The organism is Ruegeria sp. BB10, assembly GCF_056535725.1.
The window spans coordinates 599,033-617,810 of the sequence record NZ_JBQFIW010000001.1; the positions used below are offsets into that span (position 1 = coordinate 599,033).

The 18,778-nt window shown below is 56.1% G+C and carries 17 protein-coding genes, 1 tRNA gene and 1 pseudogene; 6 read left to right on the forward strand and 13 right to left on the reverse strand.

Annotated elements, in window-relative coordinates; translation table 11 throughout:
* The first annotated feature begins 123 nt into the window (after nt 1-123).
* The gene (locus ACR3EP_RS03090; protein WP_480636278.1) at nt 124-1,251 is read left to right on the forward strand and encodes an aminotransferase class V-fold PLP-dependent enzyme; all 1,128 of its coding nucleotides are present in this window, start codon (nt 124-126) and stop codon (nt 1,249-1,251) included.
* Between the two features lie 10 nt (nt 1,252-1,261).
* Here ACR3EP_RS03090 and ACR3EP_RS03095 read toward each other — a convergent pair whose 3' ends face one another.
* The 3 genes from ACR3EP_RS03095 to ACR3EP_RS03105 all read right to left on the reverse strand — a co-directional run bounded on the left by ACR3EP_RS03095 (nt 1,262) and on the right by ACR3EP_RS03105 (nt 3,514).
* On the reverse strand, nt 1,262-2,458 hold the full coding sequence (locus ACR3EP_RS03095; protein ID WP_425080832.1) for a UbiH/UbiF family hydroxylase: 1,197 nt from the start codon (nt 2,456-2,458) through the stop codon (nt 1,262-1,264).
* A gap of 76 nt (nt 2,459-2,534) precedes the next feature.
* The gene (locus ACR3EP_RS03100) at nt 2,535-2,783 is read right to left on the reverse strand and encodes a hypothetical protein (RefSeq protein WP_170348344.1); all 249 of its coding nucleotides are present in this window, start codon (nt 2,781-2,783) and stop codon (nt 2,535-2,537) included.
* Between the two features lie 86 nt (nt 2,784-2,869).
* Complete coding sequence (locus ACR3EP_RS03105) at nt 2,870-3,514, reverse strand: pyrimidine 5'-nucleotidase (RefSeq protein WP_480636280.1); 645 nt, start codon at nt 3,512-3,514, stop codon at nt 2,870-2,872.
* 100 nt (nt 3,515-3,614) lie between these two features.
* Here ACR3EP_RS03105 and ACR3EP_RS03110 point away from each other — a divergent pair, with 100 nt between their 5' ends.
* Nucleotides 3,615-4,262 (forward strand): GntR family transcriptional regulator, encoded by a 648-nt coding sequence (locus ACR3EP_RS03110; RefSeq protein ID WP_170348346.1) that lies wholly within the window; start codon nt 3,615-3,617, stop codon nt 4,260-4,262.
* On the opposite strand, the gene ACR3EP_RS03115 is transcribed toward ACR3EP_RS03110, so the two are convergent.
* Nucleotides 4,263-6,140 (reverse strand): glycosyltransferase, encoded by a 1,878-nt coding sequence (locus ACR3EP_RS03115; protein ID WP_480636282.1) that lies wholly within the window; start codon nt 6,138-6,140, stop codon nt 4,263-4,265.
* Nucleotides 6,141-6,224: 84 nt separating this feature from the next.
* Nucleotides 6,225-7,391 carry a glutamine-hydrolyzing carbamoyl-phosphate synthase small subunit gene (carA, locus tag ACR3EP_RS03120; RefSeq protein WP_480636284.1) on the reverse strand — a complete coding sequence of 389 codons (1,167 nt, stop codon included), beginning with the start codon at nt 7,389-7,391 and terminating at the stop codon, nt 6,225-6,227.
* Nucleotides 7,392-7,574: 183 nt separating this feature from the next.
* Here carA and ACR3EP_RS03125 point away from each other — a divergent pair, with 183 nt between their 5' ends.
* Nucleotides 7,575-8,060, forward strand: coding sequence for a GatB/YqeY domain-containing protein (locus ACR3EP_RS03125; protein WP_170348349.1), 486 nt, complete (start codon nt 7,575-7,577; stop codon nt 8,058-8,060).
* Nucleotides 8,061-8,085: 25 nt separating this feature from the next.
* Here ACR3EP_RS03125 and ACR3EP_RS03130 read toward each other — a convergent pair whose 3' ends face one another.
* From ACR3EP_RS03130 to ctaD, 4 genes and pseudogenes are all read right to left on the reverse strand, one after another.
* Complete coding sequence (locus ACR3EP_RS03130) at nt 8,086-8,577, reverse strand: DUF2244 domain-containing protein (protein WP_480636286.1); 492 nt, start codon at nt 8,575-8,577, stop codon at nt 8,086-8,088.
* A 44-nt stretch (nt 8,578-8,621) separates the two neighbouring features.
* A complete protein-coding gene (locus ACR3EP_RS03135) occupies nt 8,622-9,221 on the reverse strand; it encodes a 2-hydroxychromene-2-carboxylate isomerase (RefSeq protein ID WP_170348351.1) in 600 nt (199 codons plus the stop codon).
* A gap of 105 nt (nt 9,222-9,326) precedes the next feature.
* A pseudogene (locus ACR3EP_RS03140) lies at nt 9,327-10,355 on the reverse strand (bestrophin family protein).
* Nucleotides 10,356-10,516: 161 nt separating this feature from the next.
* Nucleotides 10,517-12,175 (reverse strand): cytochrome c oxidase subunit I, encoded by a 1,659-nt coding sequence (gene ctaD, locus ACR3EP_RS03145; RefSeq protein ID WP_170348353.1) that lies wholly within the window; start codon nt 12,173-12,175, stop codon nt 10,517-10,519.
* Between the two features lie 305 nt (nt 12,176-12,480).
* On the opposite strand from ctaD, the gene ACR3EP_RS03150 reads away from it, so the two are divergent.
* The gene (locus ACR3EP_RS03150) at nt 12,481-12,900 is read left to right on the forward strand and encodes an HIT family protein (RefSeq protein WP_480636288.1); all 420 of its coding nucleotides are present in this window, start codon (nt 12,481-12,483) and stop codon (nt 12,898-12,900) included.
* Here the strand turns inward: ACR3EP_RS03150 and ACR3EP_RS03155 are convergent, their stop codons facing one another.
* A complete protein-coding gene (locus ACR3EP_RS03155; RefSeq protein ID WP_170348355.1) occupies nt 12,901-13,326 on the reverse strand; it encodes a MerR family transcriptional regulator in 426 nt (141 codons plus the stop codon).
* A gap of 81 nt (nt 13,327-13,407) precedes the next feature.
* On the opposite strand from ACR3EP_RS03155, the gene ACR3EP_RS03160 reads away from it, so the two are divergent.
* On the forward strand, nt 13,408-14,352 hold the full coding sequence (locus ACR3EP_RS03160) for a cation diffusion facilitator family transporter (RefSeq protein ID WP_480636290.1): 945 nt from the start codon (nt 13,408-13,410) through the stop codon (nt 14,350-14,352).
* Nucleotides 14,353-14,641: 289 nt separating this feature from the next.
* Here ACR3EP_RS03160 and lipB read toward each other — a convergent pair whose 3' ends face one another.
* Complete coding sequence (gene lipB / locus ACR3EP_RS03165; RefSeq protein ID WP_480636291.1) at nt 14,642-15,298, reverse strand: lipoyl(octanoyl) transferase LipB; 657 nt, start codon at nt 15,296-15,298, stop codon at nt 14,642-14,644.
* Between the two features lie 39 nt (nt 15,299-15,337).
* Nucleotides 15,338-15,997, reverse strand: coding sequence for a DsbA family oxidoreductase (locus ACR3EP_RS03170; protein ID WP_480636292.1), 660 nt, complete (start codon nt 15,995-15,997; stop codon nt 15,338-15,340).
* Nucleotides 15,998-16,139: 142 nt separating this feature from the next.
* On the opposite strand from ACR3EP_RS03170, the gene ACR3EP_RS03175 reads away from it, so the two are divergent.
* Nucleotides 16,140-16,226 (forward strand) — tRNA-Leu (locus ACR3EP_RS03175).
* Nucleotides 16,227-17,050: 824 nt separating this feature from the next.
* Here ACR3EP_RS03175 and ACR3EP_RS03180 read toward each other — a convergent pair.
* Complete coding sequence (locus tag ACR3EP_RS03180; RefSeq protein WP_480636293.1) at nt 17,051-18,484, reverse strand: sensor histidine kinase; 1,434 nt, start codon at nt 18,482-18,484, stop codon at nt 17,051-17,053.
* Nucleotides 18,485-18,778: the final 294 nt, after the last annotated feature.

Here is an 18,778-nt window from a genome sequence, read left to right on the forward strand (position 1 = left end):
TTCGTGGTTAATTTTTTGTTAGGATTTTGACTTCCGTTGCGTCAATTATCAGCACGAGACTGGGGCTGTACCATTCTCGAAAAAGGCCTCAAAATTCTGAAGGACAGTTTGAAAGGACATATCATGCCCGCGCTTTTGGAAAGTATCGACCCGAACGGGCTCGAAGAGTTTTCGGTTGTTTTTACGGATCGGTCGCTGAACCACATGTCAGCCCGGTTTCAGACTGTCATGCGCGATGTTTCGTCCATCTTGTGTGATGTTTACAACGCCGATGGCGTTGCGGTGATCCCTGGTGGCGGTACTTATGGGATGGAAGCTGTGGCGCGCCAATTCGCGCGTAACGCCAACGTTCTGGTCGTGCGCAACGGGTGGTTTTCTTATCGTTGGAGCCAGATAATCGAATCTGCGGATTTGACGGCATCGGCGACCGTACTCAAGGCGCGGCAAACCGGCAACTCCAGCCCATCCCCATTTGCGCCGGCACCGATTGAAGAGGTGGTGTCAACAATTCGCGAGCAACGCCCCGATGTCGTATTTGCACCGCATGTGGAAACATCCGCAGGCCTCATATTGCCGAGTGATTACGTGACTGCCATGGCGGAGGCCGCGCATGAGGTTGGCGCATTGATGGTGCTGGATTGCATCGCTTCGGGCTGTGCCTGGATTGATATGAAGGCCACCGGCGTGGATGTTCTGATATCGGCCCCTCAGAAAGGGTGGAGCGCCTCGCCTTGCGCCGGTCTGGTCATGCTGTCCGAACGAGCCGAAGCGCGGCTGGAGGAGACAACGTCTGACAGTTTCGCTGTAGATCTGAAGAAATGGCGACAGATTATGCAGGCGTATGAGAACGGTGGGCACGCGTATCACGCGACCATGCCAACCGACGCGCTGCAGGCGTTCCGGGACACCATGGTCGAGACCCGTGATTACGGTTTTGAAAAGTTGCGGGACGCTCAGTGGGCCTTGGGCAACGGGGTGCGGGCGATGCTGAAAGACCAAGGGCTGATCTCGGTCGCGGCAGACGGGTTCGGCGCGCCGGGGGTTGTGGTCACCTACACGTCGGACCCCGAAGTTCAGAATGGCAAGAAATTCGCCGCTTTGGGTATGCAGATCGCGGCAGGTGTTCCGCTGCAATGTGATGAGCCCGAAGGGTTCAGCACGTTCCGGTTGGGTCTGTTCGGGTTGGACAAGCTTTATGACGTTGATGGCACAATCGCGCGGCTCAAGCGTGTACTAGATCAGGTTCTTTGATTGCGGAGCCTCAGCGTACGCCGAGGCCCATCTGCATCAATGTCTTTCGTACGGGCGGTAGGGAATAGAGAGCGCTCAACCCCATCGCCCGTGCATCCCGCAGCGGACGCGCCTCGATCATCGAGGCGCGGTTCAACAGGTCGATACCTTTGACGCGCATCTCGATTTCGGTGTGGCGGGCCTTGTGATAAGCGTCCAACATCTGAGCATCGCCCAGACCTTCGGGTCGTGCTTGTGCCAGATCCAGCAAGGTACGCAGATCACCCAGTGACATGTTCAATCCCTGCGCGCCGATGGGGGGCACCACATGGGCTGCCTCGGCCATTAGGGCAACCCTTTCGCCCGCCAGCCGTTCTGCCGACTGGCTGATGATCGGCCAGATCGTCCGGCGCGAGGCCAGTTTCAGCGGCCCGAACAACCCGCAAGAGCGTTCGGTCATCAGCGTCTCGAACGCCTCGGGGTCGGTGTTCAGCAACTCGACCGCCCGTGGGCCGCGCTCCATCCACACAATCGCCGATGAGGGCTGCCCTTGCCAGTCGGGCAGGGGGACCAGAGTGAACGGCCCGCCGGAACGGTGAATCTCGGTCGAGACATTGTCGTGCGGAATCGGATGTGTGACCGCAAAGGCCAGTGCTTTTTGGCCATACCGGGTGGTGTGGACGTTGATTCCCGCGGCCTCGCGCATCGGGGAATTGCGCCCGTCTGCGGCGATCACCAGCTTGCAGCGTATACGGCTGCCATCGCTCAGCCCCACACGGGCTTCGGCGGTGCGCGTAAACAGGCTGACGGTACCGGTGCCGGGGCGGAAATCGACATTGGGAAGTTCGGCCAGGCGGGTCACCATCTCGCGCCGCAGCAACCAGTTGGGCAGGTTCCAACCAAAGGGTTGGTCCGAAATATCGGCAGCGTTGAAATCGCGCACTACGCGGGGTTCGGGAACGTCGCCTCCTGCATCCACGATTCGCATGATCTGAAGGGGTGCCGCGTATTCGTCCAGCCGTTGCCACAGCCCGCATTGCGCCAACAACCCATGCGCAGGTTGCAAAAAGGCGGTGGTCCGCAGGTCGGATCCGTCCACATCTCGTTCGGTAATCGGTGGCGCGGGGTCGACGCAAACCACGTCGAACCCGGCAGTTCCAAAGACCGCCGCAGCGGTCAGTCCGGCGATTCCTCCGCCAGAAATCAGGATATCACAGCTGTCAGTCATGGCCTTGGTCTCCGAGTCTTGGGCAGAACCTAGTTCGGTTCCAAGGCCGGTGCCAAGTGACATCCTGTCCCGTGTGTCAGCCGCGCGAGATCAGGATGAGCAGGATGAACATCATCGGCACCATCATGACGGCCGGGATGTAAAGCCCAGGCAGGCCGAAGAGCAGCGCCGAACATCCCCACATGCTGAAAATGGCGGCTGCCGTGTAATACCAATCCTCGGCCGTTCCATTGGCGGCATCGCGGGCCAGCCAGCCGAAAACGGGGATTGCAAACAACAGGCGCTGCCAAATGGGCAGGCGCCGAGGCATCTCGATCGCGCTCATGGGGTCTCCGATTCTGTTCGTCGCTGAGGCGCATATAGGATCGATTTTGCACCTGCAGAATGTGCAGATCGTCGCAGTGTGACAGCCTATCGCAGGCGAGCCAGAAAGGCGGTTAAATCGTCGGTGTGATGGTGGATATGGTCCGCCTCGTGCGGCTCGGGCGCGACGTGGACGGTGCGCATTCCCATTGCATGCGGGGCGGCCAGATTGCGCGGGTCATCCTCGAACATGGCGGCCTGCGCAGCATCGATTCCGTCTTGCGCAAATATCGCCTCAAACGCTGCCTGTTCGGGCTTGGGGCGATAACCGGCGTGTTCGACCCCGTAGATCGCATCGAACAGACCGTTGAGGCCGCGCGCCTCAAGTACACGTTCCGCATAGGGCGCGCTGCCGTTGGTATACACGATCCGACGACCGGGCAGGGATTGGATGTGATCGGCCAGTTCGACATCGGGGTCCATGTGGCTCATGTCGACCTGATGGACGGCGTGCAGATAGGGATCGGGGTCCAGATCATGCTCGGCCATCAGCCCAGCCAGCGTAGTTCCGTATTGCCGCCAGTAATGTGAGCGCAGCCGATCCGCTTCGGCCCGGTCAACGCCGATAGCCTGCACCACGTAATCCGTCATCAACACCTCGATCTGATCGAACAGGCGCATATGCGGCGGGTAGAGCGTGTTGTCGAGGTCGAACACCCATTGGGTGACGTGAGCAAAAGCTGGTTTGACCATGGGGTTTGTTTAGGCCGCAAAGGCACGGTTTTCAATGCTGCTCTTGATCCAAAGGGCAAGTGACGGATAGACATATCCGAACGAGGAGACAAACCACCATATGCCCCAGTCCAGACAGCCGTCCAAAGACGCCTATAGCCTAATTCTCGAAGCGATCGACGTAGGCGTTTACAAGCCCGGTGACCGTCTGGTCGAAAGCGAGCTTGCCGAACGGTTCGGTGTATCGCGCACACCTATTCGCGAAGCTCTGCAGCGACTTGAAACGCAATCCCTCTTGGAGCGGGACGGGCGGTCACTGATCGTGGCCTCGCTGAACCACAACCAGATGGCCGAGTTGTACGTCGTACGACGCGAGTTGGAAGGGTTAGCGGCCAAGCTGGCCGCAAAGCACGCCACCGAAGAAGAAATCAAAGTGCTGCAGGAAATGGTGACCGAGGATGACGCGCTGGTCGACGACCCTCAGGCTTTGTCTCGGGCGAACCGCCGGTTTCACGAGCAGATACATCTGGCCTCGCACAACCGCTATCTGGTGCAGCAGCTGGATCTTGTGCATCGCACCATGGCGCTGATGGCCACGACGTCGCTGGCGGTGCAAGGGCGCGGTGAGATTGCGCAGAGCGAACATAAGGGAATTGTCGAAGCCATCGCTGCGCGTGACGAAGAGGCCGCGGCACGCGCGCTCAAGGATCACATTTCTGTGGCGTTCATGACGCGGCTGAAACAGGACGCGGTTCTGCGCGAGAACTGATCACGCGGGCGGCAGGCTTTCTTCACTGGCCTGCCCGTGTTGCGTTTTGTCCCAGAAGAACGGGTTCAGCACCAATTCCCATAAGGCTTTATAGGCCGCCAGAACACCCAATGGGAAATACAGCGGCATGGTCGGCACCCATGGCAATAGAAACCGTCTTTCACGTGCTGAAACGGCGATGGTGCCAACTGCAATATTGGTGATCTCGGCGCTTAGAAAAAGGCCGATCAGTGCCGCCAGAACGTTGTCAGAGAGAATGGGGTCTAATGGGCTGGCCAAGCCAAAGCTTGTCAGCCAGAACAGCCACAGAACCGGTGCCAGCAGGAATTGCCCGACAGTTCCCAGGAAAAAGGCCTGCACGCCTAAAAACCGAAATAGCCCCAGATCTTGAAGCAGCCGCGTGGGGGCCCGCATGTGAACCAGGTAGGTCACCATGAACCCTTTTAGCCACCGTGATCTTTGTCGTACCCAGGGCCAGGCGCGGAAATTGGCCTCTTCATAGGTGGCGGTGTCCACCATTTCGGTGCGATAGCCGGCGCGCGAAAGGCGCACACCAAGATCGGCGTCCTCGGTGACGTTGTGGGCGTCCCAGCCGCCCAACTCCAACAGCTTGTCGCGGCGGAAAAAGAACGTGGTTCCGCCCAAGGGCACAACAAGCCCAAGCCGCGCGACGCCCTGAAGGACGACCCGAAACCAGCTGTTGTATTCAATGGTAAAACAGCGGGACCGCCAATTGGTGCGAGGGTTGTAGTAGTCCAATACGCCCTGCAAGCAGACAACATCTTCGTCCGCCTGGGTGAAATGGCGGACGACACGTTCGATCTGATCAGGCTGCGGCGCGTCCTCGGCATCCCAGACACCCAGAATATCGCCGCGGCAGAAATCCAGCGCATAGTTCATGGCGCGGGGTTTGGTGGTCAGACCGTTCAGCTCGGGCACTTCGACGGTTCTGATCCAACTGGGCAGAGCAACCTGAGCAAGAGTGGCGCGTGTTACCTCATCGGTTTCCTCAAGCACCAGAATAATGTCCAGTAGCGCCTTGGGGTAAGTAAGCCGTTGCAACCGATGAATGAGCGCGTCGGCGATTTCACGTTCCTTATAAAGCGGCACCATGATCGACACACAAGGCAACGCTTGTGGCGGGGCTGCTGGGTTTGCCCTGGGCCGGTGTTTTGCCGAATGCCAGACAAAGGCCAGCAGCCCGGCAAGGCGCAGGCACAAAAACAAGACCAGGCTGATCACGGCGGCGGCGACCAGAACGGTCAGCCCTGTCGTGGGGAAAGCAGCAAACAGCCCCGTAAGCCCTGTTAGGGCAAGGGCGGGTCCTATATGAGATTTCGGGGTCCATGATCGGCAGCTTTGATCCAGCTCAACGCGCGTCTCGGCCGATTGGGCAAGCGGAGAGGCGTAAATGCGCGCGATGGTGTTGTCGATCTGATCGGCACAGGCGAGTACCGGCATGACGGTGTAACCGGCATCCTCAAACCCGCTGCGCACGGCGGGGAACAGATCGGGTCGCGCAGTTGCCACAAGCAGGATTGGACCCAGGCGGCGCCAGGGAATGACGTTATGTTTCAGCCAGAATTCAACTGGTTTAAATTGACACAGTTCCAGGGGCGGGGGCGAACTGCTGAGATCGGCAATCTGTAGACCGGTTTGTTCGGACAACGCGCAGAGAATATCCTGACGGGTGACCCAATCTTCGGCCACCAGAATTTCGCCCAGCGGTGCCTGTTGCCAGGATTGCAGAAACAACGCCTCGTCCAGTTGTGACCGGGTGATCAGACCTCGATCAATCAGACACGCCCCCAATGGCTTACGGTCTTGCGCAGGGATCGGTGCGGCACGCGCGAAATGCTGCAGGTTTAGTTCGACCATAATGAAACAACCCTGACGCGGTTACCAGACGTCAGGGTTGCGCAATTTAGGTTAACACCAGGTTAACCATGATCGAACTGGCGATTATGCCTGTGCTTTCTGGGCTGCCATTGCCTCAGCAAAGCGTTCAAACAGATAATAACTGTCCTGTGGGCCGGGCGAGGCCTCGGGGTGGTGCTGTACCGAGTAAACCGGACGGTCGGTCATGCGGATACCGCAGTTCGACCCGTCAAACAGCGAGCGGTGCGTTTCCACAACGCCGTCGGGCAAGGATTGCGCATCCACCGCAAAGCCGTGGTTCATCGAGGTGATCTCGACCTTGCCAGTGTCCATATCCTTGACCGGGTGGTTGGCGCCGTGGTGGCCGTGGTTCATCTTGACGGTCTGACCACCAAGGGCCAGCGCCAGCATCTGGTGGCCAAGGCAGATGCCAAAGACCGGCAGTTCGGTGGTGTCCAGAACCTCTTTGATCATTGGTACGGCGTATTCGCCCGTTGCAGCAGGGTCGCCGGGGCCGTTGGACAGGAATACTCCGTCAGGATTGTGGGCCAGTACCTCGGCCGCTGTCGCGGTGGCGGGCAATACGGTTACATCGCATCCAGCCGACGCCAGGCAACGCAAGATGTTGCGCTTGGCACCGTAATCGATGGCGACAACCTTGTGCACGGGGGCTTCCTGACGGGTGTATCCGTCGGGCCAGGCCCAAAGCATCTCATCCCAGCGATAGCTTTGGGCGCAGGTGACCTCTTTGGCCAAATCCATGCCTTCAAGCCCAGCAAAACCCCGCGCAGCGGCAATCAGCGCAGCGATGTCGAAATTGCCCTTGGGGTCATGGGCCAGCGCCACATGCGGCGCGCCTTGCTGCCGGATGGCGCGCGTCAGGCGGCGGGTGTCCACACCGCCGATAGCGATGCGGCCACGGCTGGCAAGCCAGGTCTTCAACTCTTCAGTTGCGCGCCAGTTGGACGCATCGGTCGGGTCCCATTTGACCACCATCCCGGCAGCAACCGGATCGCCGGTTTCGTCATCCTCGGGGTTTACACCGACATTGCCGATATGGGGGAAAGTAAAGGTCACGATCTGACCGGCATAAGAGGGATCGGTCATGATCTCCTGATATCCGGTCATGGCAGTGTTAAAGCACAACTCGGCCACGGTTTGGCCGGTGGCACCGAAGCCCATCCCGTAGAACAATGTTCCGTCGGCCAAAGCCAGACATGCGGTGGGCTTGGACGGGGCGTTCTGGGCCATGGGGCGACTCTCCTGCTGGGTAAATCGGCGCATACCTAAGGGGGTTGTGGCGCTGGGTCAAGTCTGTTCAAAATTTGGGCTATTGTGGAAAATCAATTACTTAGAGATATTCACCCCCTGTTGTATCACGCTTTTTGTTTCGATATGGTCAGGGTTCCTTTTCCATGGGGATGGACAGAACATATGGATATGCGATCACGGGTGAACTCAGCCCTGAAGCAAGCAATGAAAGACAAGAATGCCGAGCGTCTGTCGACGCTGCGCTTGATCAATGCCGCAATCAAGGACCGCGATATTGCTTCGCGGGCTGCAGAAAACGAAGAGGCCAAGGGCTGCGGCGATACCGAGGTCCTTGAAATCCTTGGTAAAATGACCAAACAGCGCAAGGAAAGCGCGCGCGCCTATGAAGAAGGCGGACGGCTGGATTTGGCCGAGCGCGAGTTGCGTGAGGTTGAAGTCATCGAGGAGTTTCTGCCCAAGCAATTGGACGATGACGAGGTTTCCAAGGCCATTCAAACGGCAATCACTGCGACAGGTGCGGGTTCGATCCGCGACATGGGCAAAGTGATGGGAGAACTTAAGACCCGGTACACCGGCCAGATGGATTTTGGCAAAGTCGGGCCGATGGTCAAAGATCAACTTTGCGCGGCAACAGGCGGCGGTTGCTGATCCGTCTTTCAGTCTGAAACGGCTTTTACTGCGCGACCGGTTCGCGCAGTTTTTGTATCAGGTCGTCGTATAGCGCGATGCGTTCTTCCTCGGACAGAAATGACCCTATTTCAACTTCGCGCCCATCTCCGGTCAGCGTCACGTAATTCGGGACAGGTCCACCGCGTTTATGCATTTCGGGGCGGGCCCAATAACGGTTGCAGATCCATTCCTGCTGGCCGCTGCGCGGGTCATGGTGGACGAGGTGCGCCCGTGTGCCGGTCAGAGTTAGAATCTCGAACACGCTGCGCGCGCGATAGTTGGTCTGGATCGCCAGCCACAGTCCCAGAACGGTTATCAGCAGGAAAGGCAAAAGCCCCCAAAGGATGATCGACCCAAGCACTGCCAACAGGGGGATCAGTCCAAACAGAAACACGGACAGAATCACGATCATCGCCCCGCGTGGAGGCAGTGAATTATGCGGCCAGAGGCGCAATTCCTGTTCAGTTTCAGACGTCTTTGTCCATCGGTAGGGCATGGCTGATATGTAGCGCAATGCTGTGGCGTTTCGAAGGGAAATGATTACGCAACGTGGCCAACACGCACCCAGGATAGCGCGTCGTCCAGTCGGTCATCTCCCCAGAAAACCTCGCCGCGGACGACAAGGCTGGGGGCGCCGAAAACACCCAGCTTGGCGGCCCGTTCGGTTTCCGCTTCAAGTGCGGCCACGGTATCAGGGCTGCGAGCGCGGGACAGTACCAGGCGCGGGTCCTGCTGGCATCTGTGCAGCGCTTCTGAGATCGCGGTTTCGCTGCCGGCTTCGATATTTTCTTCGAACCAAATGCGATACAGGGCCAACGTGAAATTCTTACCCCAGCCATCGCCCATACCCAGCAAGGCAACCTGATTGGCAAGCGCCAGGTCCGAGATCGGGTAGGGTACGGGCAGCTTGGCGTGGATGTGATATTTTGCGGCCCGACGTTCGATATCGCGCCACATATATGCAGACTTCACCGGTTTACCTGCAAAGGGAATATTCTTCTGATCCGCCATGACCGTGCGTACGTTGAAGGGCCGCCAAGTTACGGCAACGTCATGTTCGTCGCACCAATCATCCAGCCGCATGATCGTCAGGAAGCTGTAGGTGCTGCCAATGGAATACCAAAAATCAATTTCGGGCATGTAATCACTCCGATCTCAGAGTTCCTTCGCCTATCATACCCTAAAATGGTCGAAGTTTCGAATTTTGCCTGAAACACGCGGTTCACCAGCGTGGTGGCACGTTGTTCAAAACAGGGCTTTTTCGACAGGTTGCGCGGGTTGGTGGGCAACACCGCAGCCGGTCATCTGACGCATATCGATCTCGATTGTTCGGCACAGCGCCGAGATTGGCACGTCGGTGACATCTCCTTCGAACGGATCCTCCATCGAGGCACTGACGCGCTCGGTCACAAAGAAGATCCAGCAAACCAGCGCGCCGACAGGGGCAAAGGTCATCCAGTCGAACAGCACTGTTCTTATCATCGAGGCATCGGTGCCCACCATGATGGAACGTTCGTCGTTGAAGGCCAGAGGCAACAGGAAAAAGAATATCCAGCTGAACAGGCGACCGACCTCGGCAACCTGACGCGGGAATGGAGTGTTTTTGATCCGCTCGCACTGACCTTGCGCCGTCGTAAACCGGGATAAGCGATCCATCAGCGCGACATGCCAGAAGGGGTCTATCTTTCCCTGTTGCGCCATATCTGACAAACGACGGGCCTGCAGGTTGATAAGACAGGCCGCGCGATTGGTCTTGTCCTCTAACAGCGGCAAATCCGCCTCAAGTTGACTGTTACGCCAGCTTTCGGGTTTTTAATGCAGGTCTTCGCGGCCTGATACGGGCTTGTGGCCGAACATCCATGGCCTGCGTTTGCGACCGGTAGTTGCAGGTTAGCGCAGCTGGTAGGCCAGCATGTTTATCCGGGCGATGTGCCGCTCGATCAGTTCATCGCGCAGGTCTTCTTCAATCACTGAGCCATTTGGTTGAACCAGGGTACAGATCGTATTGCCCCAGTCCCGGCTTGTATTGGCGATATCACCCCAAACCCCGCGGGCTTCGGTCCAGCGGCCATAGGTGGAAGTATTCTTGAAGCCCAGAAAAAACGCCACTGCCAAACCCAACATCGCTACTGGTGGGCTGGGATTCGAAATCAGGTCAATCGGCGTCAGTTCATCGACCACCTGAACCAGTAAAATCCAGGCCAGAACGATACCGATAAAACCGACCGAACCTTTGAGCAGATTTCTGATCGAAATGCCATCATGAAGTATCATGGTATGCGTGTCTTCCGCCGGGGCGCCCTGAATTCCTGTTTTTGAATACTATTCCCATGGTGCTGGATGTGTCTATGCACGTGCCGGACAGGGTGCAGAGACCGGACACAAAAAAAGCCCCGCTCAAGGCGGGGCTTTAATGGGTTTATCGGACTGCGGGATCAGTGCGCGTGGCCTTTGTCCCAGTCTTCCTGCTTTGGCAGCTGCTCGAACGTATGCTCAGGCGGCGGCGAGGGCAGGGTCCATTCCAGCGTGTCTGCGTATTCGTTCCAAGGGTTCGGACGGGTCTCTTTCGCGCCACGCAGCAGGGCATAGATCACGATGCCGAAGAACAGCAGGAACGAAGCGAAGGAAATGAACGCACCGATCGACGATACAAAGTTCCACTGGGCGAAAGCCTCAGGATAGTCGATGTAGCGGCGGGGCATGCCCTGACGGCCCAGGAAGTGCTGTGGGAAGAAGGTCAGGTTGGCGCCGATGAAGAACAGCCAGAAGTGAACCTTGCCCCAGAACTCTGAGTACTGACGACCAGTCATCTTTGAGAAGTAGAAGTAGACACCGGCAAAGATTGCAAAAACAGCACCGAGCGACATCACATAGTGGAAGTGCGCAACGACATAGTAGGTGTCGTGATAGGCGCGGTCGATACCTGCCTGCGACAGTACAACGCCGGTCACACCACCAACGGTGAACAGGAACAGGAAGCCGAAGGCAAACAGCATCGGCGTCTTGAACTCGATGGAACCGCCCCACATTGTTGCAATCCACGAGAAGACCTTGACGCCTGTCGGCACCGCGATGACCATTGTGGCCAACATGAAGTACGCCTGCTGACGAAGCGACATGCCAACGGTGTACATGTGGTGCGCCCATACGACGAAGCCCAGAACGCCAATTGCGATAATCGCCCAGACCATTGGCAGGTAACCGAAGATCGGCTTGCGTGCGAAGGTCGCAATCACGTGGCTGATGATGCCGAAGCCGGGCAGGATCACGATGTACACTTCCGGGTGGCCAAAGAACCACAGGATGTGCTGATACAGGATCGGGTCACCGCCACCTGCCGGGTCAAAGAAGGTGAAGCCAAAGTTGCGGTCCATCAGCAACATGGTGATCGCGCCGGCCAGAACCGGCAGCGACAGAAGAATCAGCCACGAAGTGACGAAGATCGACCAACTGAATAGCGGTACCTTAAACAGCGTCATGCCAGGGGCACGCATGTTCAGGAAGGTGGTGATCATGTTGATCGCGCCGAGGATCGAGGAGGCGCCCGATACGTGTACGGCGAAGATCGCAAGGTCCATGGACATGCCGCCCTCGGTCGTGGACAGCGGCGGGTATAGAACCCATCCGACACCCGAACCAAGCTGGTCGTTCCCACCGGGGCTCAGCAACGAAGCCACGCCCAGCGAGGTACCGGCGACGTACAGCCAGAAGGACAGGTTGTTCATCCGCGGGAACGCCATATCCGGCGCACCGATCTGCAACGGCATGAAATAGTTGCCAAATCCGCCGAAAAGAGCCGGGATGACAACGAAGAACATCATCAGAACACCATGGTAGGTGATCATCACGTTCCACAGGTGTCCGTTCGGGGTACACGGGTCGGCCATGAAGCCTTCCAGGCACATGAACTGCACACCGGGGTGCATCAGCTCGAGCCGCATGTAAACGGTCATCAGAACCGAGATCAGACCGGCAAGTGCCGAGACGATCAGGTACAGAATCCCGATGTCCTTGTGGTTGGTCGACATGAACCAGCGGGTAAAGAATCCGCGATTATCTTCATGCTCGTGACCATGAATGGCTGCGTCTGCCATTATAGGTGCCTCCTGTTGCAACTGCACCGCGCAGCCAGACCTCTCTGGCGCGCGGGATTCCTGCTGGTTTTAGAGGGCGAAGGGGGCACCTTCAATGGCCGAGTTTGATCTGGATCAAGAATAATTGTCGCGGGTGGGAGGAAATCCCGCGAATTCTTGGTCTCAGTCAGGCCCTATCTGGCGATGGCTGTCAAAATTTCAAGGGTCCGCTTCTGCCCATTCGTGCGGCGTGGCAGAGTTCCGCCTTGACCCCCGGTTGTGTGGATCGCAGTACTATCCCCAATTCCCGAAACCGGAGACAAGATATGGCCGCTTACGATCCCGACAACATCTTTGCCAAGATCCTGCGCGGGGAAATTCCCGCGACCCGCGTGTACGAGGATGACGAAACGCTGGCCTTTATGGATATCATGCCGCGGTCCGACGGGCATCTGTTGGTGATCCCCAAAACACCCTGCCGAAACCTGCTGGACGCATCACCCGCGCAACTGGCCGCCGTGACAGCGACGGTTCAAAAATTGGCGAAGGCAGTGGTCAAGGCGTTTGACGCCGACGGGGTCACCGTTCAGCAATTCAATGAGGCTGCAGGCGGGCAAGAGGTGTTTCACCTGCATTTCCACATCCTGCCGCGTCAGGAAGGTGTTGCCATGCGGCCTCCGGGCAAGATGGGTGACTTCGGCCTGATCGCCCAGCATGCGGACAAGATCAAAGCAGCGCTGGTCTGATCACCCCTTGCCGTCGTGCGGCCCAAGGCACGCGCTGTGGTCGCCGAACGTGTGGAGCACGGCGCAAACATGGTCGTGCCCACCGTCACAAGCCGAGGCGATACGGGTCAGTTCCGCCTCAAGCCTGACCAATTGGGCGATACGCTCACGTACATCCGCCAATTGACGTTCGGCGATTTCATGTGCCCGGTTCAAATCATCGCCATGCGCGCCTTCCAAGGATAACAGTGCCTCAATATCGCTCAAAGGCAGGCCAAGGTCTCGCCCGTGGCGAATGAACTGCAACCGATTTAATACGGCAGTGTCATACCGGCGCTGATTTCCAGCCGTTCTTTCCGGCTTTGGCAGCAACCCTTTGTCTTCGTAGAACCGGATTGTGGGCACTTTGACGCCGGTTCGCCGGGAAAGCTCTCCGATCGAGTACATTTTTCGGCTTTCCTCTCTTGAACCTCTAGTGACTAGAGGAATTACATGTGCTGTGCAGCCAAAACAAGGAACACCGGCACCATGGCACATCATCACGGCCACGAGGGACATAACCATCACCATATCGACCCGGACGCAGGCGATATGCGCGTCGCAGGGGCGATAGGGGTGAACATGCTGCTGACCCTGGCGCAAGTCATCGGCGGCATCCTTTCCGGATCTCTGGCACTGATTGCAGACGCATTGCACAATTTTTCGGACGCTATCGCGCTGATCATCGCTTTTTTCGCACGTAAGATTGCCCGTCGCCCCGCCGATCCGCGTATGAGTTTTGGCTATGGCCGGGCTGAGGTGGTCGCGGCGCTGGTCAATTACACCACACTGATCGTGTTGTCGGTGTATCTGTTGTACGAAGGTGTCATGCGGTTTTTCCAGCCCGAGCCTGTCAACGGCTGGATGGTTGTCTGGATCGCCGCGCTTGCCTTGGTCGTCGACCTTATCACCGCTGCGCTGACCTATTCGATGTCGAAGGACAGCATGAACATCCGTGCGGCCTTTATCCACAATGTCGCTGACGCCCTTGGATCGGTTGCCGTCATTGTCGCAGGTGCGGCCGTCATACTGTTTGGCTGGACCTGGGTAGACCCTGCGGTGACGATCCTGATCTCGGTCTACATCCTGTGGCACGTGAAATCTGAGATCGGAGAAACGATCCGGGTGCTGATGCTGGGCGCGCCGCCCGATCTGTCACCCGAGGATGTGGCCACCGCGATCGAAGCCACTGAAGGAGTGGCCGGTGTCCACCATATCCACCTTTGGAGCATGCAGGAGCAGGAACCAGCCCTGACCGCGCATCTTGAGATCGACGCCCAAAGCTGGACAGACGCGGAAACCATAAGACTGTTGGTGAAAGAAACCCTGAGGTCGCGGTTCGCAATCGGGCATGTCACATTGGAGTTAGAGCGCGCGGGCAAAACGCATGCAGCATTGCCCCGGTTTGGACATGACAATTTGCAAGGGTCCTGAAAAGGAATTGCCGTTCCGATTTTGGGGTCGGAACGGCAGACTCGTAAACAAACACTTTTTCCGACACCCAGGTCTTCCGGGATCTCCGGTTTAACACACCACTCACTCTAGAACGGTAAAGTTAGACTACCCGTTAACGCGCAATTTGTATCGTTCTGAGTGAGCTTTCCGCCAAATAAACTCAAAATTAACGAGCTAAATGGCGGATTGCATACGGGTTCGGAAACAAAGGGAATTCTTAGGGGGAATTGTCAATTCGCCTTGCCGCGTTTAGCGATTCGAATTCAGGCTATGCGATGGCCGTTTCGAAACTATCCACAAAGGTTTTTTGCAAGGCAGCGTCCACGTCGGCCATCGTTACAGGCAAGCCTAGATCGACCAGAGACGTCACACCATGCTCGCTGATTCCACAGGGGACGATGCCGGAAAAATGCTCAAGATCAGGTTCAACATTGATTGAGATACCGTGAAAGCTGACCCATTTGCGCAGGCGCAATCCAATGGCTGCGATCTTGTCTTCGGCTGGCTGGCCGGTCACCGTAAGCGGCTTGTCATCACGTTGCACCCACACGCCGACACGGCCGTCGCGAATTTCGCCTTTAACGTTGAACTCGGCCAAGGCTGCGATCACCCAAGTCTCAAGCTTTTTTACAAAGCCCCGCACATCCTTGCCGCGTTTGTTCAGGTCCAGCATGACATAAGCCACGCGCTGACCGGGGCCGTGATAAGTATACTCTCCACCACGCTTTGCTTCATAGACCGGAAAGCGATCTGGATCCGTCAGATCCTCGGACCGGGCCGAGGTGCCTGCCGTATAGAGCGGCGGGTGTTCCAGCAGCCAGACACACTCGTCCGCCTCGCCCGCAGCGATGGCCGCGACGCGCGCCTCCATAAAAGCGACGGCTTCAGTGTAATCGGTTAACCCGTCGGTGATCTTCCATTCCATGGCGGTTCCATATCGCGCAGGTGCTGCAAGGGGAAGGGGTCAGGCGGCCTCGGCCAGGCACCTTTGCAGAATCTGGGCATAGGTGTCCGTGCCCTGCGCTCCGGTCACCAGATATTTGCCGCCGAACACCATTGACGGGACACCGGAAATACCCCGGCTGGTCCAGAACTCTTGCTTCTTACGTACTGCGGCGACATGCGCACCGGTTTCCAGCGCAGATCGCGCCGCATCAACGGGCAGACCGGCCTCTGCAACTGCTTCAAGCAACACATCAATCTTCGACACATCCTTCTGGTCGGTAAAATACGCCTTGAACAGGGCAAGTTTCAGCGGATGCTGGCGGCCCTGAGCTTCGGCCCAGTCCAACAGTTGGTGGGCCGCAAAGGTGTTCACCATTCGGCTTTCTTCATTGAAATTGAACGCAAACCCCAGTTCGACTCCAAGCTGCGTCAGCCGATCTCGATTCTGTTGGCTTTGTTCCGCGGTCGAGCCGTATTTCTCCATGATATGCTCGCGTAGGTTCTGACCATCGGGCGGCATATTGGGGTTCAGTTCAAACGGATGCCATCTAAGGCGCGCCAGAACATTTTCCTGCTTCAGAGCCAGATCAAGCTGTTGAAATCCGACGATACACCAGGGGCAGACGACGTCTGAAATGATGTCGATCTGAAGCACGGGGCGGGGATCTGCGGCAGTCATGTTTAGACTCCTGAGCGGAAGATGAAGGATACGTTGACGATACAGATATGAATGCAGGCGGGGAATTCAAACTGGCGTGTTTTTGTCTCTTCACATCCTGATCATCTGCGTCTATACGCGCCTCAACCAAGTCACTGGCAGTGCGGTCGTGGCGGAATTGGTAGACGCGCAGCGTTGAGGTCGCTGTGGGGTAACACCCGTGGAAGTTCGAGTCTTCTCGACCGCACCAAATAATTCATCTCGTCGTGTAATTTCAATTTATCATGTTGGCGTGAACGATCTTGGTCCACCTAAAGGCTTGTGATTTGGTCATCGGCGCAACGTAAACGCTTTCGCTGCTTCTGCACGCGTGCGCTGATGCCTCCGATCGTCGAGTAGAGTGCCCGACAACCGATCAAGTACATAAATGGCTTCCACCAACTACTGTTTATCGAGGATGAATCTCCACTGCTGGTTAAAAGGCTGTATGAGTGCGTCAACGTAATTAGCTGCCGCACATGTGAAGGCTGATCAGCCGCGAGTATTGAGATAAACGTGCAATATGGGCTTAAGAACTGTGACGACCATACAATCTGAGTTGGGCGTCAAAACTTGAGTGAATTAGTTCAAATAGAGTGCGCCGAATCGATGAAGAAGCTGAATATGTTGACAGTCCGGCGGTCATTAGCTTTTTTGTTTCCGGTTTACATCAGTTAGAACAACTAAAACGAACAAAACACGAGAAATTCTCGGTGCTTGAACAGCTCATCCCTTATGATGTTCGTAGTAATATCGCGGCCTGCAAGTAGTAGGCTTATTTGCCGAAAGTTGTAAATCTACAGCATCTTCGGAAGTGTATTTGGTAACGAGTGTGCTGTTTCGATCGTATGATCGGGACAGCATTTTCTTTTTGGAGTTGCTTTGGCAATATGCAGGCTCCCTCATTTTACCGCAGGCGATTTCAAGCTTGTCATGAGGTCATGTAGTTTTGGCGTTAACTTTACTGCGAAGAATCCGCTCTAAAACCTTGGGATTCCTTCGAAAAAGCATGGTGACCTGCTTAGTGGGATTCGGCTAAAGTTGCTTGGATTGCACGGCGCAGGTTAGTGAGGTGTGCTCGGCTCCGGCGGAACCTACCTCGTGCCCGCTTATCGCGGGAAACATAACAAAGAACTCTGTGCCTTCACCAAGTTTGCTCCTGTAGTCTATTGTACCGCCAAAATGCTCAACAATTTCCTTTGAAATGTGCATCCCGAGGCCGGTACCGCCTGCGTGACGTTCGTCGGAGGAGTCTATCTGGGAAAAGCAATCGAAAACTTTGTCATGGAACCCCTCAGGTATCCCGATGCCATGGTCTTTGACGAAGAGGCGAATATTCCCGCCGACTTTCTCGCATCCGACGGTTATCTCGCCTCCATCAAGGGAGAATTTAGCTGCGTTGGAGATAATGTTGGCCAACACCTGAAGAAGGCGGGAGGCATCACCTTTAACGTACAGATCATTGTTTCCCCTTAAGTCTTCTACAATTTCTACGTTGTGAGCACTGGTGTATCCCATGTTACAGGCAATCGCTTCCTGAATCAGCGCATGTACATCAACAGTTCCTTCACGGTAGTTCATCTCGCCCGCTTCCATTTTTTGAATGTCCAGCACATCATTTATTAGGGATGCGAGCCGTTCGCAGTTTTTACCTGCTAAATGAATGAGGCTTTGCATTGATTCTGGAGCTTCACCCAATGCGCCTGTGTTGATTAAGTCAAGTGATCCCTTGATCGAAGTGAGGGGCGTACGCAGTTCATGGCTAACTGTCGATATGAACTGAGTTTTCGCAATGTAGGCCGCTTTTGTTCTTTCGTGCTCTGCTTTGAGCTTTTCGAGTTGTTCCAAATTCCTGCGGTAGAGCTTCAGAAACACCATCGAACAGTCAATCAGAAAGTACATTACAAAGATAACGGTGAAGAAGTGCAGCCAGAGTTCAGATGAAAGCTCGGGGCGTTCGGTCCAGATATCTTTGACGACAATCAACATGAACGATACGCCGTACATGGTCAGACGGACAATCATTGCCCACAGAAACTGATGGTTGTTCATTGCAGCAAACAACGCCGCAGCAAACAAGAAGAACATTGGAGTAAAGTGACCGCCGGCGGGTTGTGCGAAAGCAACTGAAACAGCATACAGGCAGATTGCAGTTGAGCTGAGGATCGTGTTCAACAAAATCCAAGCAACCATCATACTAATTGCTTTGTGCTGATCTGGCTTTAAGCGCGGTACGCGTTTGGCCAGCAATAAATCTTGCGCTTCGCATATGAGGATTGTCCCATAGAACAGCATGGCGTTAACGGGATCGAAGAAGAACGCAGTCAAAATGGTCGTGGCCAGATAAATAGCCTGCCGCTGCCACAGAAGCGCAAAGCTCATGGCAGTATAATCTATTATGTTTTGCAGAAGCCGGTTTTCCGTTTCACCAGAATCCCGGTCCGGCAGATTGGCGTCGATGGCTGTCATCTAGATGTCTTCGTTTTTCGCGCTTGGACAGTACCATTAGCGGCATAATGAGGACTTAGTTGGTCTGAATTGGGTTCACAGTTTGGCGCTAATCCTTTGAAGGCCACCGTGATTGTTGGCGTTTCACGCAAGATTCTGATGTGAGAGGTTGAAAAATTTTTGTTGCGCAAATGCAGTGTGGGGCGCCCAGAATTGACGATCTCGTTGCTAAGTGCAATTTTTTTTATCTTAATGTGCCATAAAGAAGGAGAAAATCTAAAAGGGTTGGGGTTTGACTGCAGTTGAATTTACGAA

What these genes read in the sequence shown, in the direction of transcription:
- ACR3EP_RS03090 (WP_480636278.1), top strand. Translation starts at nt 124, where the DNA reads ATGCCCGCGCTTTTGGAAAGTATCGACCCGAACGGGCTCGAAGAGTTT.
- ACR3EP_RS03095 (WP_425080832.1), bottom strand. Translation starts at nt 2,458, where the DNA reads ATGACTGACAGCTGTGATATCCTGATTTCTGGCGGAGGAATCGCCGGA.
- ACR3EP_RS03100 (WP_170348344.1), bottom strand. Translation starts at nt 2,783, where the DNA reads ATGAGCGCGATCGAGATGCCTCGGCGCCTGCCCATTTGGCAGCGCCTG.
- ACR3EP_RS03105 (WP_480636280.1), bottom strand. Translation starts at nt 3,514, where the DNA reads ATGGTCAAACCAGCTTTTGCTCACGTCACCCAATGGGTGTTCGACCTC.
- ACR3EP_RS03110 (WP_170348346.1), top strand. Translation starts at nt 3,615, where the DNA reads ATGCCCCAGTCCAGACAGCCGTCCAAAGACGCCTATAGCCTAATTCTC.
- ACR3EP_RS03115 (WP_480636282.1), bottom strand. Translation starts at nt 6,140, where the DNA reads ATGGTCGAACTAAACCTGCAGCATTTCGCGCGTGCCGCACCGATCCCT.
- carA (WP_480636284.1), bottom strand. Translation starts at nt 7,391, where the DNA reads ATGGCCCAGAACGCCCCGTCCAAGCCCACCGCATGTCTGGCTTTGGCC.
- ACR3EP_RS03125 (WP_170348349.1), top strand. Translation starts at nt 7,575, where the DNA reads ATGGATATGCGATCACGGGTGAACTCAGCCCTGAAGCAAGCAATGAAA.
- ACR3EP_RS03130 (WP_480636286.1), bottom strand. Translation starts at nt 8,577, where the DNA reads ATGCCCTACCGATGGACAAAGACGTCTGAAACTGAACAGGAATTGCGC.
- ACR3EP_RS03135 (WP_170348351.1), bottom strand. Translation starts at nt 9,221, where the DNA reads ATGCCCGAAATTGATTTTTGGTATTCCATTGGCAGCACCTACAGCTTC.
- ctaD (WP_170348353.1), bottom strand. Translation starts at nt 12,175, where the DNA reads ATGGCAGACGCAGCCATTCATGGTCACGAGCATGAAGATAATCGCGGA.
- ACR3EP_RS03150 (WP_480636288.1), top strand. Translation starts at nt 12,481, where the DNA reads ATGGCCGCTTACGATCCCGACAACATCTTTGCCAAGATCCTGCGCGGG.
- ACR3EP_RS03155 (WP_170348355.1), bottom strand. Translation starts at nt 13,326, where the DNA reads ATGTACTCGATCGGAGAGCTTTCCCGGCGAACCGGCGTCAAAGTGCCC.
- ACR3EP_RS03160 (WP_480636290.1), top strand. Translation starts at nt 13,408, where the DNA reads ATGGCACATCATCACGGCCACGAGGGACATAACCATCACCATATCGAC.
- lipB (WP_480636291.1), bottom strand. Translation starts at nt 15,298, where the DNA reads ATGGAATGGAAGATCACCGACGGGTTAACCGATTACACTGAAGCCGTC.
- ACR3EP_RS03170 (WP_480636292.1), bottom strand. Translation starts at nt 15,997, where the DNA reads ATGACTGCCGCAGATCCCCGCCCCGTGCTTCAGATCGACATCATTTCA.
- ACR3EP_RS03180 (WP_480636293.1), bottom strand. Translation starts at nt 18,484, where the DNA reads ATGACAGCCATCGACGCCAATCTGCCGGACCGGGATTCTGGTGAAACG.